Genomic DNA, 16,619 nt, shown 5'->3' with positions numbered 1-16,619 from the left:
TGTACAGCATGAGAAAAGTAATATCCGCAATAGCGGCAGTAATCATACTAAGCAGTACCGCCGCCTTTGCCCAGAAAGATGCGCAGGCCAAAACCATACTTGGCCAGGTAAGTAAAAAGTATAAGGCCTACGCCACGGTAAAAACCGATTTCAGGATGACGATGGCAAGCCCGCAAAATGAAACGCAGGGCTCGCAGTCGGGCACGCTGGTGTCGCAGTCGGGTACCGGCAAGTACAGGGTTACCCTGTTCAGCCCGGCGGGTAAATCAGCCGTTGATCAGGAAATCGTCAGTGATGGCAAAACCCAGTGGACGTACCAGAAGCGCGATAATGAAGTACAGGTAACCAACGCAGACCATACTGCTACAGGCCTTAACCCCGCAACCCTGTTCACCATGTACGAGAAGGGTTATAAGTACTTATACACCGGCGATCAAAAGCAGGGCGGCAATACGTACCAGGCTATTGAGCTAAGCCCCACTGCGGCCTCGCCTGCCATATTTAAGGTAAAACTACTGATTGATAAAACAGCCAAGCTGATCTACAGCGCCCAATTGTTCGATAAGAACGGTAACCGCTATACCTACCTGCTCAGTAACTTTGTGCCCAACCCTAAAGTGGCCGGAGATTACTTTACTTTCAGTACAAAGGCGCACCCGGGCGTTAACGTGGAAGATTTAAGATAATTATTTCTGAATATTAAGGTATCGTGCCGTTAAGTTGCAAATTAAACTGTAATTTAACGGCACCTTTTATTAGCCCATACGCTGCAATATAATTTCAACCTTAATTATTAGTATGGTACAGCCATTACAAACCAATTCGGCCACACGGTTCATGTTTATTTTTAACGATGAAACCATTTTTTGTACCCCCGATTTAGACCACATGAAAGCTGCCGTAACGCATAATGACATCGGGCAGTTCAGCAGCGGGGAACCGGTAAAGATATTTGACGAGGAATACGAAATTGAAGGTATCGGCATTGAGCATTACTCATGGCCTACCAATTTGCATGAAGCCAGGCAAACCGGTACATTGTATGACTATACCATTAATATTACCATTCACTTAAAAGAGCTGGAATAGTTGGCAGGTTTGGTTTGGTACCGGCATAACAGTGGATAACCTTGCTATGAGGTGCAATACTGCATGCCTCAAAATGTTAATATCAGGCCGGAGGATTGATTTCCTGCGGAACATAAACGCTTCCAAAAAGATTTTTCTCCGGCCCGTACGGCGCTCAGTTCGGGTTGAACAGATGATAACCGGCAAATAGTTAACCGTGCCTCAAACGCCGGGTTAGGGTAACTGCTCAGTAACTGTATGTAAGGGTAAGGTAAACCAAAAGGTACTGCCTTTGCCGGGTTCACTTTCAACGCCAATCTGCCCTTTATGCCGGTTGATAATTTCTGCACACAGGTACAGGCCGATGCCGAAGCCCTTAACATTTTTCATTTCGATATTGTCTACCCGGTAAAAGCGGTCGAACAGATGGGCCAGGTCTTGTTGGGCGATGCCCATGCCTTCGTCGGTTACACTTACCTGCACCACATTGCCTGTAGGGATACAGGCTACATTTATAGTGCTGCCCGGCGGCGAATACTTAACGGCATTGTTGATGAAGTTGGTAACCACCTGTTCAATCTTGTCTTCATCGGCAAAAACCGGGGTATGCTCTACCGGGGCAAAGTAAACCGTGTGGGTTGAAATGGTAGCCAGCGATTCTTCTTCGGCTGCCTTAATCATCTGTGCCATATCAAAGCATTTCTGTTCCAGGTGTATCTTGCCGGCTTCCATACGGGCTACATCTAAAAAGCCGGTAATCAGCGTTCGCATCTTGTTGATTTGCCGCTGGGTTTTATCCAGTATACCCTGCGTGGCCACATCTTCATTACGCTTTGCCTTAAGGTTCAGCAACTGCACATAGCCGTTTAAAGAGGTAAGCGGCGAGCGCAGTTCATGGCTTACAATGCCAATAAAGTCGCTTTTGCGCTGCTCGTCGTTTTTACGTTCGGTAATGTCTGCAATGATACCTACCATTTTTACGGGCTGGTCTTTTTCGTCATATCTGGCCCTCCCGTAGGCGCTTATCCAGTGTATAGAGCCATCAGGCCAGGTAATTTCGTATTCTGCCTGGTATATACTGTGGGTGTCTTGTGCAATTTTTACCCGGCGTTTAATTTCATCCCGGTATTGGGGAAGCATAGCTTCAAACATTTGCGGATAAATAAACTCCTCATCAACAGCTCTGCCAAAGCATTTTTTAAATTGCCTGGTGCAAATCATGGCACCTGTTGCAATGTCAACTTCCGTAGACCCCAATGCCCCGGCATCCAGGGCGATGTTTAAGCGGCTGTTGGCTTCATGTAATTCATTTCTTGTTTCAATTTGCGCTGTAACATCAATGGAAGAACTGATACTGCCGGCATAGCTGCCATCAGGCAGTAAGCGTGGATTTACCTTCGTGTATATCCATCGCGGCTTTTGATCCTTGTCCATCATTCTGAACTCTACTGTAAAACCGGCTCTGGATTTTATGCCCTCCTTAAATTTTTCCAGCAACGGTTGCTGATCATCAGGGTGTAAAAAGTTTTCCCAGCCATAGGCCAGCATATCAGCCTGGGTTATCCCTGTTAATTTTAGCCAGGCTTGGTTCACATATTCTACATTGCCATCAGCATCATTTATCGAGATCATGATCTCTGAACCTTCTGCCAATGCGCGGAACCGTTGCTCACTTTCTTCAACCGCCTGTCTGGCTAACACGTGTTCGGTAATGTCCATTACGGTGCCCGACAGGTAAGATTTCATTTGCTCATTACCATCAAAAAACCGCCCCGTAGTGCGTACCCACCTCAATTGCTGGTCGTGATGGCCGGTAAGCGGATATATTAAGTCGTAACTTTCGCCGTTGGCGAGCGCTTCATTTACAGCGCTGTCTATACGTTCGCGATAGTCATCCCTGATGTGTGTTATTGCGGCATCATAGGGCATTTCTTCATCGGCATCATACCCGAACAGTTCTTTTAACCGGGGCGAGGCATTCAAAACGCGCGTGTCAGGGTCGATAGACCAGGTGCCTATCTTTGCAGAGCTTACCGCCTGATCCAGTAACTCTTTGGTTTGTATTGCCGCTGTTTGGGCTTCTGCCAGCTCTTTGTTGGTAAAGATCAATTCTTCGTTAATCGCTGTTTGCTCTTCAGCTATTGCCTGTAATTCCTGGTTAACTTCCTGCAACTGCATTTCTTTATCTTTCAAAAGCTGATGCGCCTTATATTGCTCAGTTACATCATGGCATAGTACAATTACGCCCGAAACGGTTTCGCCATCTTCTACATAAGGCTGGTAAACCAGGTTGAGGTAACCTTCAATCATTTGCCCTTCATTATAAACCGTGTAGGGTATACCGTATAAATAAAATGATTCGCCGGTGTGCCTTACCTTATCAATAATGGGTTTAAAATAGGCTTCGGCTTCCGGTATCACCTCGAACAAGGGTTTGTTCAGCAATTGCGCTACGCTTCGCCCGATAAGCTGACCATATACCCGGTTCACAATCTCTACACGCGTTTCCTCGCCGATGAGTACGATAATGCCTACATTGGCCTCACGCACCAGGTTTTGAAAGCGCATGTGATTAACAGAAGCCATGCGCATGGAAGATTGCAGTTCTGCCTGGGCAGTAAGCAAACGTTGGTTGGCTTGTTCCAGCTCCAGCGTTTTTCTGCGCTTTTCCAACTTATCAACCACCTGCTTAGCCAGTATCTTTAAGGCCGAGCGTTGGGCATCCGTCAGCTTTTTAGTTTCCGTATCAATTACGCACAAGGAGCCCAAAGCATGGCCTTGTTCATTCACTAACGGAAAGCCGGCATAAAAGGTAATGTGCGGTTCGCCGATAACCAACGGGTTGTTCACAAATCGTGCATCCAGATGCGCATCTTCAACCTCCATCAGTTCATCCGGCTGGTTGATGGCATGGGCGCAAAAAGACTGGTCGCGGTCGGTTTCTGTAACCGGTAACCCTTTATGCGATTTAAACCACTGGCGGTCCTTATCCACCAGGCTGATAAGGGCGATAGGGGTGCCGCATACCACAGAGGCCAGCTCGGTGAGTTCATCAAAATCCTGCTCGGTAGCAGTATCCAGGATGTGGTAAGAGCGAAGCGCAGCAAGACGTTCTTCCTCGTTGGGCGTTAACGGAACAGTTGACATTTAATGTAGGGGCAAATACACAGTAAATATATAGTTTATTTACCATTGCGAAACAGGTTAAGCCATTATAAGGGCACCTGCCGGAGTAAACAATCAGGGTAAGTTTTTCTTTTCGGTAAACAAATAGCCGGGATTCGCTATTTTTGAAAGTTCATGCTGCCGGTTACCGCCCATACCCTCGAAAAACTGGAACACCTGCTTAAATGCGCGGGGTACAAGGTGCGTTACGAGAAGGGCAACTTTAAAACCGGGGCCTGCGTGCTTCAAAACAGCAAGGTCATCGTGGTCAACAAGTTTTCCAACCTCGAAAATAAAATTCAGGCGCTGATGGGGCTGCTGCAGCAACTGCCGGTAGACGTACAGCTATTGGAAGATAAGCAACTGGCCCTGTTACATCAAATACAACAAACGCAACTACAACCGTGAGGATTACATTTTTAGGAACCGGAACTTCACAGGGCGTACCCATGATTGCCTGCGATTGCGAAGTGTGCCTGTCTGCCGATAAGCGCGACAAGCGCCTGCGCTCCTCTATCATGCTTGAAGATGAGGGCAGGGTAGTGGTGATAGATACCGGGCCCGATTTCAGGTACCAGATGCTGCGCGAAAATGTAAAACGCCTGGATGCGGTGGTGTTTACCCATGCCCATAAAGACCATACCGCCGGGCTGGATGATATCCGCGCCTTTAACTTCAGGCAGCAGGCGCCCATTGATATTTATGCCGATGTGCGCGTGCAGGAAGCCCTGCGCCGCGAATTTTATTATATTTTTTCGGATTATAAATATCCCGGCATCCCCGAAATCAACCTGCATACCATTACCAATGCCCCCTTCGAGGCGGCGGGTATCCGCCTTGTACCGATAGAGGTATTGCACTACAAATTACCGGTGAACGGCTTCCGCCTGGGTGAGTTTACTTACATTACGGATGCCAAAACCATTTCGGCTACCGAACGCGAAAAAATAAAGGGCACACGTATACTGGTAATTAACGCCTTGCAGAAACAGCAGCACATTTCGCACTTTACGTATGATGAGGCCATTGCCTTTGCACAGGAGATAGGTGCGGAAACCACCTACTTTACCCACATCAGCCACCGCCTGGGCAAGTACGTAGACGTAATGCCCGAACTGCCCCCCGGCATTGAGCTGGCTTACGACGGACTGAAGATAGAGGTGTAACCCACTTTGGTAATGATGCCTGTGGCCGGGCTAATATTCATCAAAGCATACCCAATTACCGCTGTCATTTCGACCGCAGGGAGAAATCTTCTGCCGCATGTCGGTCGCCTGAAAAAGCTTTTATAAAACATAACAACGCTTGTCACCCTGAGGCACTCGAAGCATAGGTGCACCGGCTTTCATCGGTGAGGCTGTGCAACCACCCTTCGAGTGCCTCAGGGTGACAAGGGTTGTTATTCATTAAAGTGCTGCATACCGGCTTCCCGGAGAAGATTTCGGCATTTATATATAAAGCTAACCCAACCGTGTCATTGCGAGCGATAGCGTGGCAATCCCGTTGCAAGCAGGGCGAACAAGCATAGCTACGGGATTGTCATGCTATCGCTCGCACTGACAACTGGTGTTTGTACGCTGTTCTATAAACATATCTAAGGGTTGGGTTTACGCCTAAATGCCGGAGACTTCTCTCTGCGGTCGAAATGACGGTTTGCTTACTTATCATCATCGGCTTGTAACCAAATTTTGGTTAACGCACTGTAATTCCTAATTTGCAGTACCTATGGAAACAACCGAAATTATTGTGATTGGCGCGGGCGCTGCCGGGCTGATGGCGGCATCAACACTGGCCAAAGCCGGAAAGCAGGTGATGGTACTGGAAGGCCGTAACCGTACCGGCGGGCGCATACATACCCTTACCCGCCATAATTTTTTTAAATCGGCCGAGTTAGGGGCCGAGTTTGTGCACGGCGATCTGCCCTTATCCCTTCGCCTGATCAACGAAGCCGGGTTAAAAGTGGAACATGCCGGCTGCGAGATGTGGCAATACAAAGCAGGGCAGTTTAGCCAGAGTGAAATGGAGGATGACCATTGGGATGCCATGCTGCAAAAAATGAACGGGCTCACCGAAGACCTGCCACTCAATGCTTTCCTGAACCAATATTTTTCAGGAAATGAATACGACAGTTTAAGGGCATCAGTACTGCGCTATGTGGCCGGTTATGACACCGGCGACCCCGACAAGGCCAGCACCTTTGCCCTGCGGGAGGAGTGGCAGCAGGAGGACGAGGGCGCTCAGCACCGCATTACCGGGGGCTACTGCAGCCTGATCAATCACCTGGCTAACCAGTGCAATGAAAGCGGTGCGCGCATCTATCTGAATGAAACGGTAAAAACCATCAACTGGCAGCCGCAAAACGTAAACATCATCACCGCAACCGGCGAGCAGTTTGCAGCCCGCAGGTTACTTGTTGCTGTACCCTTAGGCGTATTGCAGCGCCCCGGCAGCGAAGCCGCCCTGCAGTTTGAACCCGCACTGCAAGAGCAGGAGCAGGCCTGGCAGCAAATGGGCTTTGGCGATGTAATTAAGGTACTGCTGCAATTTGATACTACCTTTTGGGAAGAAGATGCCTTTAAGGGCGCACAGGGTAAGGGCTTACAACAGATGGCCTTCCTGTTCAGCCAGGAGCAGGTGCCTACCTGGTGGACGCAGCAGCCCAACCACCAGCCGCTGCTAACCGGCTGGCTGGCCGGCGCATATGCTACGCGATTGAAACACCTCACGAATGAGGAGTTGCTGGAGCAGGCCCTGCAATCACTGGCTCATGTATTTAAATATGATTTGGTCATCCTGAAAGCTAAACTGATAGCCGGGCAGGTAGCCAACTGGTCGGCCGATAGCTTTACCTGCGGTTCTTACGCGTATGATACCGTTGCCGCCCCCGCCGCCCGTAAACTGCTGAATGCCGGTGTTGCGGATACCATTTTCTTCGCCGGTGACTATTTATACGGCGGCCCGGCCATGGGCACGGTGGAGGCGGCCCTGCAAAGCGGCTTGCAAACCGCTCAAACTATTTTAAGTCATATTTGAATTGAAATGTAAACTTGGCATACGATATGCAGGGAGTTGAGGTATAAGTTACTGATATGAAATTATTTAAACAATTAACACGTTTTACCTTAGCCGCCGGTATGGCAGCGGGTTGTACGTTGAGTGCAAACGCACAACAGGTAAAATTGGTGATCCGCTATAAGCCGGAGCAGCAATACCTCACCAAAGTTAATATGGATGCCGCCGGCCAGTTAAACTTTCCGGTTGGCACCGCAGTAGCCGATAGCCTGAAGGCAAAAGGCCTGTCTGCCAATACCAATTTTGCCGCTAACGCGTCGGCAGACCTGAACATTGTTACCGGTAAAGCCGTAAACGGTATGGTACCGGTTACCATGCAGTTGAACAATGTTTCGGCCCAGCCGAAGATCAATGGTCAGCAATTCCCGGTGCCGGTGGATATGCTGAACGGCAAAATGGTATACGCCATGCAGACCGGGGCCGATGGGCAATTAAAAATTGATTCGGTATCAGGCAGGCGTTTGCCCGATTCTACCCTGAGCCGCATTAATAGCATGATGGCTAATATGATGGGCCGGATGCAGCTGATGAACAAAACCTTTAAGGTAGGGGAAAGCTATACGCAGGATGTTCCGCTCAATATGCCGATGGGTAAAATGAATATGCCTGCCAATGCGGTAACTAAAGTTACTTATACCTTAAAGCGGGTGTCGGGCGACAAAGCCTACTTTGATCTGAAGCAAAGCACCAGTTTTACCGATATGAAGGATGGTATGCAGGTAGCCGTAAATGGCACCGGCACCGGCAGCATGGTTTACGAAACCAAACAGCAGTATCCATCCTCATTTCAGTCGGGCATGACGGTTGCCGTCAAAAGCACCAGCAGTACCAAAGGCAACAGCGACATCAAATTTACGCTGAACACCCGCGGTGTTACTATCCTGTCTAAATAAATTTACCGTTTTTAGCATTTAATAGCCTTTTATCGCTTTTATAGGTGGGTAAAAGGCTTTTTTATGCACTTATATTTCAGTTTTTTAAGTATTAGCCTGCCCGGCGAGTAAGTACAGCACGGCCATGCGTATGGCTACCCCGTTCTCCACCTGGTTCAAAATAATGGATTGCTTGCTGTCGGCCACATCACTGGTGATCTCGATACCCCGGTTGATGGGGCCGGGGTGCATAATGGTAATTTCCTTGTCCAGCGAATCTAAAATCTGCTTGTTCAGGCCGTATAGCATCGTATATTCCCGCAGTGAAGGAAAGTACTTAATATCCTGCCGCTCTAACTGTATGCGCAGCATATTGGCCACATCGCACCAGTTCAGGGCTTTCAGCAGGTTATGCTCTACCTGTACCCCTAATGATTTTATATACTTGGGTATCAGTGTGGTAGGCCCGCAAACCATTACCTCTGCACCCAGCTGTTTTAGGCATAAAATGTTGGAAAGCGCTACCCGCGAGTGTAGAATATCACCAACGATCACTACTTTTTTACCGGCCACGTCGCCATATTTCTCCCTGATGGAAAAGGCATCCAACAGTGCCTGGGTAGGGTGCTCATGTGCGCCATCGCCGGCGTTCACAATCTGCGCCTTGATATGGCGCGACAAAAACACCCCGGCCCCGGCATAGGGGTGGCGCATCACCACCATATCCACCTTCATGGCCAGGATATTGTTTACCGTGTCAATTAAAGTTTCGCCCTTACTCACTGAGGATGAGGACGCTGCAAAGTTAACCACATCTGCCGAGAGGCGCTTTTCGGCCAGTTCGAAAGACAGACGGGTACGGGTGGAATTTTCAAAAAAGATATTGGCAATGGTAACATCACGCAGCGAAGGCACTTTCTTGATTGGGCGGTTCAATACCGATTTAAAGGTATCTGCCGTTTCAAATATCTGCTGAATATCATTGATATTCAAATCTTTAATCCCTAATAAATGCCTTGTGCTGAGTGCCATGTTTGTAATGTGTGTACTTTGCGCTTATTTATTCACTTCGTCATTGCGAGGAACGAAGCAATCTCTCAACGCCTCGCTGAAAGATAATGCAGAGTGATTGCTTCGTTCCTCGCAATGACGTGTTATAAACATTTAACATTCCATATTATTCCTGATAAGAATCACTCCTTATCAGAAAGTAATACCACCTTATCCTCTTCATCCGTTTCTTTCCAGCTTACTACTACCCGTTGTGAGGCGATGGAGTCGACTTCTATACCTACATAATCCGCATATACAGGCAGCTGGCGCGAATATCGGCGGTCAACCAGGGTGAGCAGTTCCACTTTTTCGGGCCGCCCGAAAGCCAGCATGGCATCCATGGCGGCACGGATGGTGCGACCGGTCCACAGCACATCATCCATCATGATGACTTTTTTGCCTTCAATAATGAAATCAATTTGCGTTTGATTTGGCAGCAAAGGCGATTCGCGCCTTCTGAAATCATCACGATAAAACGTAGTATCCAATTTTCCCTGCTCGATGCGGCTGCCGGGTAGTATTTGCCTTAATTCTTCGGCTACACGCTGCGCTAAATAAATACCACGCGGTTGAATGCCGATGATTGCAGATTTAGAAAAATCGTCGTGATTTTCAATAAGCTGCCTGCAAAGGCGTTGAATGGTGATTTGAAATTTGGGGCCGTCAAGCAAAGTTAGTGTTTGCATCCGTTGCTTAGATTTGGGCAAATGTAATAAAATAGTTTATTGGTTCATTAAGGATTTAGTCATTGGGCCAGACATCGAGTCATTGGGTTATTGCTTATTACAAGTTGTAAAACAGGTCTTTTAAGTATAATACTTAATCAATGAGTCCATACACAAAAAAACCCTGCAGCGAACGCTGCAGGGCTTATAAAAAGGGAGTTTATTTAATGCTTATTCAGCAGAATCATCAGATTTTTTGGTGTTGCGGGCATCATTTTCAGCACCTTCCATTTGCTGCTTTAATTGAGCCAGTACACTTAAATCACCTAAGGTAGATTTCTCTACGGATTCTTTTACTTTCTTCACCGCATTGTTGGCAGATTTTGCTTCCTTCTTACGGTTTTCAAAATCCTGAACACGGGCCTCGGCACGCTGATCTTCCCAGATACGTGAGTGAGAGATTACAATACGCTTGCTGTCCTTGTTGAATTCAATGATTTTGAAATCAGCAGTTTCTTCAGCCTTAATGCTCTTGCCGTCTTCTCTTACCAGGTGTTTGGTTGGCGCAAAGCCTTCCACACCATAAGGTAAAGCTACGATAGCACCCTTGTCAGTTACTTTCAATACAGTACCTGAATGAACTGAATCGAGTGTGAAAATGGTTTCGAAAGTATCCCAGGGGTTTTCTTCCAGTTGCTTGTGGCCTAAGCTCAGCTTGCGGTTCTCTACATCCAGTTCAAGTACTACCACGTCTAACTTCTCACCAACTTTGGTAAACTCGTTAGGGTGATTCACTTTCTTAGACCATGACAGGTCAGAGATGTGGATTAAGCCGTCAATGCCGTCTTCCAGTTCAACAAACACACCAAAGTTGGTCATGTTCTTAACGGTAGCTATGTGCTTGGTGCCTACTGCATATCTTTCAGCAGCATTTTGCCAAGGGTCTGGCGTTAATTGCTTAATACCCAGGCTCATTTTGCGTTCTTCGCGGTCTAAAGTTAAAACCTGCGCTTCAACTTCGTCACTTACCTTCAAAAACTCCTGAGGGCTGCGCAGGTTTTGCGACCATGACATTTCTGATACGTGAATCAAACCTTCAACACCAGGGGTGATTTCAAGGAATGCGCCGTAATCAGCCACGGTAACAATCTTACCTTTAACTACCGAACCTACCTGAATGGCTTCATCCAGGTTTTGCCAAGGGTGAGGGGTAAGTTGTTTTAAGCCTAAAGCGATACGTTTTTTCTCATCATCAAAATCCAGCACTACCACGTTCAGTTTCTGATCCAGTGCCAGTATTTCTCTCGGGTTATCAATACGTCCCCAAGAAATATCGGTGATGTGCAGTAAGCCGTCTACGCCGCCAAGGTCAATAAATGCACCAAAGTCGGTAATGTTCTTAACGGTACCTTCCAATACCTGGCCTTTTTCAAGGCGGGCCACAATTTCAATTTTCTGGTTTTCCAAATCGTCTTCAATCAGCACTTTGTGCGATACCACTACGTTCTTAAACTCGTGGTTGATCTTAACAACTTTGAACTCCATTGTTTTGCCCACATAGATATCATAATCCCGTATAGGTTTGATATCAATCTGTGAACCTGGTAAAAAGGCTTCAACGCCCATTATATCTACAATCAGACCACCTTTGGTTCTGCTCTTCACAAAACCGGTGATGATCTCGTCATTATCCAATGCCTGGTTAATGCGTTCCCATGATTTTTGAGTTTTCGCGCGCTTGCGTGATAGTACCAGCTGGCCGTTTGCATCTTCCTGAGATTCAACAAACACGTCCACATCATCGCCGATTTTCAGATCGGGCATGTCACGGAACTCAGACAAGGATACCATACCATCAGATTTAAAGCCGATGTTCAATACCACGTCTTTTGCATTAATGCTAACTACATTACCGGTGATAATTTCGCCCTGATTAATAGAGTTAAATGTAACATCGTACATCTGCTCTAATTTCTCGCGGTCGGTATCACTGTAGTTACCAAATTTCTTGTCATCAGCATCCCAGTCGAAATCATCGTGGGCGGATGCAATTTTTGATTTAATTTCCTCAATAGAGATTGAATCAGCTTCTGACTCAATGCTTTCATTGCGGTTTGATGCATCTACTGCACCATACTCAGCTTGTTTAGCCTGTAATTCTTTTTCTGCTTCTTGTTTTTTTGCCATTAAATAAATTTTCTCCTTTTTTCCAATACAATTGGAAGCGCAAAGGTACGGATATATTTGAAGTAGAAAAAAAAAAATTAAAAAGTTACAAGGCTGATAATGAAACGCTTTTGCTTATAAAGAACGCTGTTTTGCAGTGATACGGAATGATGTAAAACGAATAGCATCAGCAGGGCGTTATCTGTAACAGTTATGGCAACATTATCCGAAACGTTTCGCTCGCTGCGCTATCCTAATTTCCGGCTGTATTTTGTAGGGCAGTCATTATCCCTTATCGGTACCTGGATGGAGCGCATAGCCGTTAACTGGCTGGTTTACAGTTTAACTCATTCGGCATTAATGCTGGGGATTGTTAACCTGGCCGGGCAGTTGCCTACGCTGCTGCTGTCGCCATACGGCGGGGCAATCTCAGACCGGCATAACCGCTACCGGGTACTGCTTACCACGCAGATAGGGGCAATGGTGCAGGCCAGTATTATGGCTGCGCTGATACTTACACATACCTACCATTTGATCACTATTATAATATTGAGCGCCATATTGGGTGTTGTTAATGCCTTTGACACCCCGGCCCGGCAATCGCTCATGATCCAGCTGATTGATGATAAAAAGGACTTACAGAACGCCATTGCCTTAAACTCATCAATGGTGAACCTGGCACGTTTGCTGGGGCCTGCGGTGGCCGGCGTATTGCTTACAACCGTAGGCAGCGGTGCGTGCTTTTTGCTGAATGCCATCAGCTTTGTGGCGGTAATTATATCCTTATTGTTAATGAGGCTGAAACCTGTAGAAGTAAAGAAAACCACGCAAACCGTTTGGCAAAATTTGCAGCAGGGCTGGGATTACCTGAAGCACGAAAAAAATATACAACTGATGATACTGCTGATGGCCTGCAGCAGTTTCTTCGTAATGTCATACAGTACGCTGATGCCGGTATTTGCCAAAGATATATTCAAAGGCAGTGCCGGAACCTATAGTTTACTGAACAGTATCTCGGGGTTGGGCGCATTATTCGGCGCTGTTTACATGGCCGGATTGAACAACACCTTACATATTAAAAGGGTGGTTATTTATTCGAGCATCATTTGCGGTGCGGGTATAGCGGTGTTTGCATTATGTCACAGCCTTTGGCTTGCACTGCTGTTCATACTGCCCTCGGGCATGGGTATGATGATGCAGATTGCCGGTACCAATACCTTTATACAAACCACTGTAACCGATAATATGCGGGGTAGGGTAATCAGTTACTATGTAATGGCTTTTCAGGGCATGCAGCCGCTGGGTAGTTTTTTGGCCGGCTGGGCTGCACACCGCGTTGGGGCGCAGGTTACTTTGTTTGTTCAGGGCACTATAGGTGTTGTTGTGGCTATTATGTTTGGTCTGCTCTTTCAGCGCATGCGTAACCGCGAAATTAACCGTAACAAGGAAACCATACCGGTGCTCGAAAACTCCAACTAAGTCAGCCGGCCAGTTTCAATTCTATTTCCTGGTATATCTCCATAAATACTGGCAGTAGCTTTTGGCGGTAATCTGCCAGAATATTGTTCAGCAAACTTTCCTGCTTCGGTGTAAATGGCTGGTGCCAGATGCGCGAACAGATGCGTTTAAGGGCATAGCTAACCTGGCCGATTTCTATGTAGCTATACAGGTAACGGCTCTTTTTAAAGTTGTGATAAAAATTCAAAAATACCTCAGCATCCGGCCACGAACTGATTTGCAGAAACCTGCTGATGTTATCATCAGTGCACCCTTCCAGGTGATGATAAAAATCGCCTGCTTCAACCCTTCCTTCGGTTAGCAATAAATTATCTAAAACCAGCTCCAGTGCAACATGGCCTAAAAAGAACGGCTTTACCGGCGACCCTTGCAGGGCCGGAAGCAACGCCAATTTTAACTGATGCGAATGATATTTAAAGAATGCCGAATTATGAAAATGACGGTCTACCTCCAGGTGCTTCTTCCAGCCGTTAACCAGCGATTGGATGGGTGTATCGTGGTGTGATGATTTTTCAGGGTGTATATTGGCACTTTTATCAGCATTCTTAAGCAAATCGGGCATAACGGTACCTAATACATAGTAGCAGTCGGTGCAATGCCGGTCAAAGTAAAAATGCGAGAGAAAGTTCATAATCGGATAGGTGCAAAATACCCTAAAATTCTGGCATATTCAAATGGGTGAAATGGGTTTGGTGCGCTTTACCGAAGCTGCCTGTTCGGTTGAATATTATATATTTGCGGGTTGAATTTATAATAGCTTAAAGATGAATTTTGTTGAAGAATTGCGCTGGCGCGGTATGCTGCATGATATAATGCCCGGAACTGAAGATTTACTGAGCAAAGGCATGGCTTCGGGCTATATCGGCTTTGATCCTACTGCCGATTCCTTACACGTAGGCAGCCTGGCGCAGATCATGACGTTGATTCATTTTCAGCGTGCGGGGCATAAGCCGTTCGCACTGGTAGGCGGGGCCACCGGTATGGTGGGCGATCCATCGGGAAAATCGCAGGAGCGCAACCTGCTTTCCGAAGATGCCTTACAGCACAATCTGGCAGGTATACAGGCGCAGCTCGAAAAATTTTTGGATTTTAACTGCGGCGCCAATAGTGCCGGGATGGTGAATAATTACGATTGGTTTAAAGATTTTTCCTTCCTGAATTTCATCCGTGATGTGGGTAAGCATATTACCGTAAATTACATGATGGGCAAGGATTCCGTAAAGAACCGCCTGAGCGGCGATACCGGCATGTCTTTTACTGAATTTACTTACCAGCTGGTGCAGGGCTTTGATTTTTACTATTTGTGGAAACATAAGAATTGTGCGTTACAAATGGGCGGCTCCGACCAGTGGGGCAACATTGTTACCGGTACCGAGTTAATCCGCCGTAAGGATGGCGGCGAGGCGTACGCCTTAACTACGCAGCTGATTAAGAAAGCGGATGGTACCAAATTCGGCAAAACCGAAGGCGGCAACATCTGGCTCGACCCGGCAAAGACCTCTTCATACCAGTTTTATCAGTTCTGGCTCAACGCCAGCGATGATGATGCCCGTACCTTCATCCGCATTTTTACATTGCTTGATGAGGCAACCATCACCGCGCTTGAAGCGGAACATGCAGGCGCACCGCATCAGCGCGGCTTGCAAAAGGCCCTGGCCAGGGATATCACCGTTCGTGTGCATGGGGAGCAGCAGTACGAAAAGGCCATCAAATCATCCGAATTTTTATTTGGCGGTACCGGTATCGAGTTTTTGAATGAACTGACTGATAACGAGGTGGTTGGCTTGTTTGAAGGGGTGCCGCAATTTCAAATCAGCAAAGCAGAGCTGGCGCCGGGAATAAATGCGGTAGAACTGCTGGGTGCCAAAACGGCCGTTTTTAATTCAAAAGGCGAAGCCCGAAAAATGATTCAGGCCGGCGGCGTATCTTTAAACAAAGTGAAGATACCGGCCATCGATGAAAAGTATACGGACACACAGTTAATCAATCAGAAGTTTTTGATTGCCCAGAAAGGCAAGCGCAATTATTTTTTAATTATTGCCGAATAATTTGCGGATGCGACATTTTGTATTTATTTTTGGATAAATGTCGTACAAAAAGAAACAATTATCCGTACAGGAGGTTAATGAACCTATGGCAGCTTACTTACCCATAGGTTCACCCGTTCCGTTTTACCAGTTACTTAACGGTGTTAAGGCAACCAGTGTAGCAACAGATTTTGATATTCTGAAGTTATCCCGGCAGGGTTTGCCCAAAAAAACCCTGCTTTCGCTGGCGCAAAAAATATCTTTCACCTTACAGGAACTGGCCGGGGTAATGCACATCTCTGACCGTACCTTGCAGCGGTATGAAGATGCAGCCATCATCAAAACCGAATACGCCGAAAAAGCCATTGAACTGGCCCGCCTGTACAGCCGTGGCCAGGAGGTGTTTGGCTCTATGGATAAATTTAAGCAGTGGATGCGTACGCCGGCGCATATCTATAAAGGCGAAACACCTGCCTCGCTACTGGATACTTCCATTGGATTTGATATGATATTCAAAGAACTGGGCCGTATTGAGCACGGCATTTTTGCCTGATGGTGCTTTATCGTTTAGGCAAGTGTGCTTATGCCGGAGATTTAAGCGGTACCGGCGCCCGGTTATACGGTGGCCGGTGGAACAGCATCGGCAAGCCGGCCGTTTACATGGCATCATCAAGGGCGCTGGCCGTGCTGGAAGTGCTGGTGCATATACCGCCCGGCTTACTGCCTGCTGATTATTGCATTGCCACTGTAGAGGTTCCGGAGGATAACGTGCTGTCTTTAGCCGTCGACCAGTTGCCTGATGGCTGGAACGAATACCCTGAACCTGTACAGCTTAAGCAACTGGGCGATCAGTTTTTAAGTGATGGCAAATACCTATTGCTCAAAGTACCGTCGGCCATTGTAAACGAAGAATTTAATTTTATATTGAATCCTCAGCATCCCCTGGTTAATAGAGTGAAGCTGCTAAAGAAGAATACTTTTGCCTTTGACAACCGGTTATTATAACAAAACTG

Annotated in this window: 15 protein-coding genes; 10 read left to right on the top strand and 5 right to left on the bottom strand. The window is 47.0% G+C overall.

The features are described from left to right. The first annotated feature begins 8 nt into the window (after positions 1-8). Positions 9-686, top strand: a complete 678-nt coding sequence (locus ACY652_RS00570; RefSeq protein ID WP_462265976.1) for a LolA family protein — start codon at positions 9-11, stop codon at positions 684-686. Between the two features lie 112 nt (positions 687-798). Then, on the top strand, positions 799-1,089 hold the full coding sequence (locus tag ACY652_RS00565) for a hypothetical protein (RefSeq protein WP_462265975.1): 291 nt from the start codon (positions 799-801) through the stop codon (positions 1,087-1,089). A gap of 213 nt (positions 1,090-1,302) precedes the next feature. Here the strand turns inward: ACY652_RS00565 and ACY652_RS00560 are convergent, their stop codons facing one another. Next, a complete protein-coding gene (locus tag ACY652_RS00560; protein WP_462265974.1) occupies positions 1,303-4,215 on the bottom strand; it encodes a PAS domain S-box protein in 2,913 nt (970 codons plus the stop codon). 153 nt (positions 4,216-4,368) lie between these two features. Here ACY652_RS00560 and ACY652_RS00555 point away from each other — a divergent pair, with 153 nt between their 5' ends. From ACY652_RS00555 to ACY652_RS00540, 4 genes are all read left to right on the top strand, one after another. Beyond that, complete coding sequence (locus tag ACY652_RS00555) at positions 4,369-4,641, top strand: hypothetical protein (protein WP_462265973.1); 273 nt, start codon at positions 4,369-4,371, stop codon at positions 4,639-4,641. After that, on the top strand, positions 4,638-5,399 hold the full coding sequence (locus ACY652_RS00550) for an MBL fold metallo-hydrolase (protein ID WP_462265972.1): 762 nt from the start codon (positions 4,638-4,640) through the stop codon (positions 5,397-5,399). The genes ACY652_RS00555 and ACY652_RS00550 overlap by 4 nt, the downstream gene beginning before the upstream one ends. Before the next feature lie 559 nt (positions 5,400-5,958). Beyond that, positions 5,959-7,266 carry a flavin monoamine oxidase family protein gene (locus ACY652_RS00545; protein WP_462265971.1) on the top strand — a complete coding sequence of 436 codons (1,308 nt, stop codon included), beginning with the start codon at positions 5,959-5,961 and terminating at the stop codon, positions 7,264-7,266. A gap of 56 nt (positions 7,267-7,322) precedes the next feature. Beyond that, the gene (locus tag ACY652_RS00540; RefSeq protein ID WP_462265970.1) at positions 7,323-8,198 is read left to right on the top strand and encodes a hypothetical protein; all 876 of its coding nucleotides are present in this window, start codon (positions 7,323-7,325) and stop codon (positions 8,196-8,198) included. Positions 8,199-8,282: 84 nt separating this feature from the next. On the opposite strand, the gene ACY652_RS00535 is transcribed toward ACY652_RS00540, so the two are convergent. From ACY652_RS00535 to rpsA, 3 genes are all read right to left on the bottom strand, one after another. Next, positions 8,283-9,209: an aspartate carbamoyltransferase catalytic subunit gene (locus tag ACY652_RS00535; RefSeq protein ID WP_462265969.1), complete on the bottom strand. Its 927-nt coding sequence runs from the start codon at positions 9,207-9,209 to the stop codon at positions 8,283-8,285. A gap of 161 nt (positions 9,210-9,370) precedes the next feature. Further along, on the bottom strand, positions 9,371-9,916 hold the full coding sequence (gene pyrR / locus ACY652_RS00530) for a bifunctional pyr operon transcriptional regulator/uracil phosphoribosyltransferase PyrR (protein ID WP_462265968.1): 546 nt from the start codon (positions 9,914-9,916) through the stop codon (positions 9,371-9,373). 210 nt (positions 9,917-10,126) lie between these two features. Beyond that, positions 10,127-12,082 carry a 30S ribosomal protein S1 gene (gene rpsA / locus ACY652_RS00525; RefSeq protein WP_462265967.1) on the bottom strand — a complete coding sequence of 652 codons (1,956 nt, stop codon included), beginning with the start codon at positions 12,080-12,082 and terminating at the stop codon, positions 10,127-10,129. Positions 12,083-12,274: 192 nt separating this feature from the next. Between rpsA and ACY652_RS00520 the strand changes: the two genes are divergently transcribed. After that, on the top strand, positions 12,275-13,540 hold the full coding sequence (locus ACY652_RS00520; RefSeq protein WP_462265966.1) for an MFS transporter: 1,266 nt from the start codon (positions 12,275-12,277) through the stop codon (positions 13,538-13,540). Between the two features lies 1 nt (position 13,541). On the opposite strand, the gene ACY652_RS00515 is transcribed toward ACY652_RS00520, so the two are convergent. Next, positions 13,542-14,210 (bottom strand): ACP phosphodiesterase, encoded by a 669-nt coding sequence (locus ACY652_RS00515; protein ID WP_462265965.1) that lies wholly within the window; start codon positions 14,208-14,210, stop codon positions 13,542-13,544. 133 nt (positions 14,211-14,343) lie between these two features. On the opposite strand from ACY652_RS00515, the gene tyrS reads away from it, so the two are divergent. From tyrS to ACY652_RS00500, 3 genes are read left to right on the top strand one after another with little or no spacing between them, the layout of a single operon-like run. Next, positions 14,344-15,627 (top strand): tyrosine--tRNA ligase, encoded by a 1,284-nt coding sequence (gene tyrS / locus ACY652_RS00510; RefSeq protein ID WP_462265964.1) that lies wholly within the window; start codon positions 14,344-14,346, stop codon positions 15,625-15,627. 37 nt (positions 15,628-15,664) lie between these two features. Continuing rightward, positions 15,665-16,159 (top strand): type II RES/Xre toxin-antitoxin system antitoxin, encoded by a 495-nt coding sequence (gene parS, locus ACY652_RS00505; protein ID WP_462265963.1) that lies wholly within the window; start codon positions 15,665-15,667, stop codon positions 16,157-16,159. After that, a complete protein-coding gene (locus ACY652_RS00500; protein WP_462265962.1) occupies positions 16,159-16,611 on the top strand; it encodes an RES family NAD+ phosphorylase in 453 nt (150 codons plus the stop codon). The genes parS and ACY652_RS00500 overlap by 1 nt, the downstream gene beginning before the upstream one ends. Positions 16,612-16,619 lie beyond the last annotated feature (8 nt).

The organism is Mucilaginibacter sp. (assembly GCF_965200995.1).
Taxonomy (GTDB): Bacteria; Bacteroidota; Bacteroidia; order Sphingobacteriales; family Sphingobacteriaceae; genus Mucilaginibacter.
This window is presented reverse-complemented; position numbering and strand designations above follow the sequence as displayed.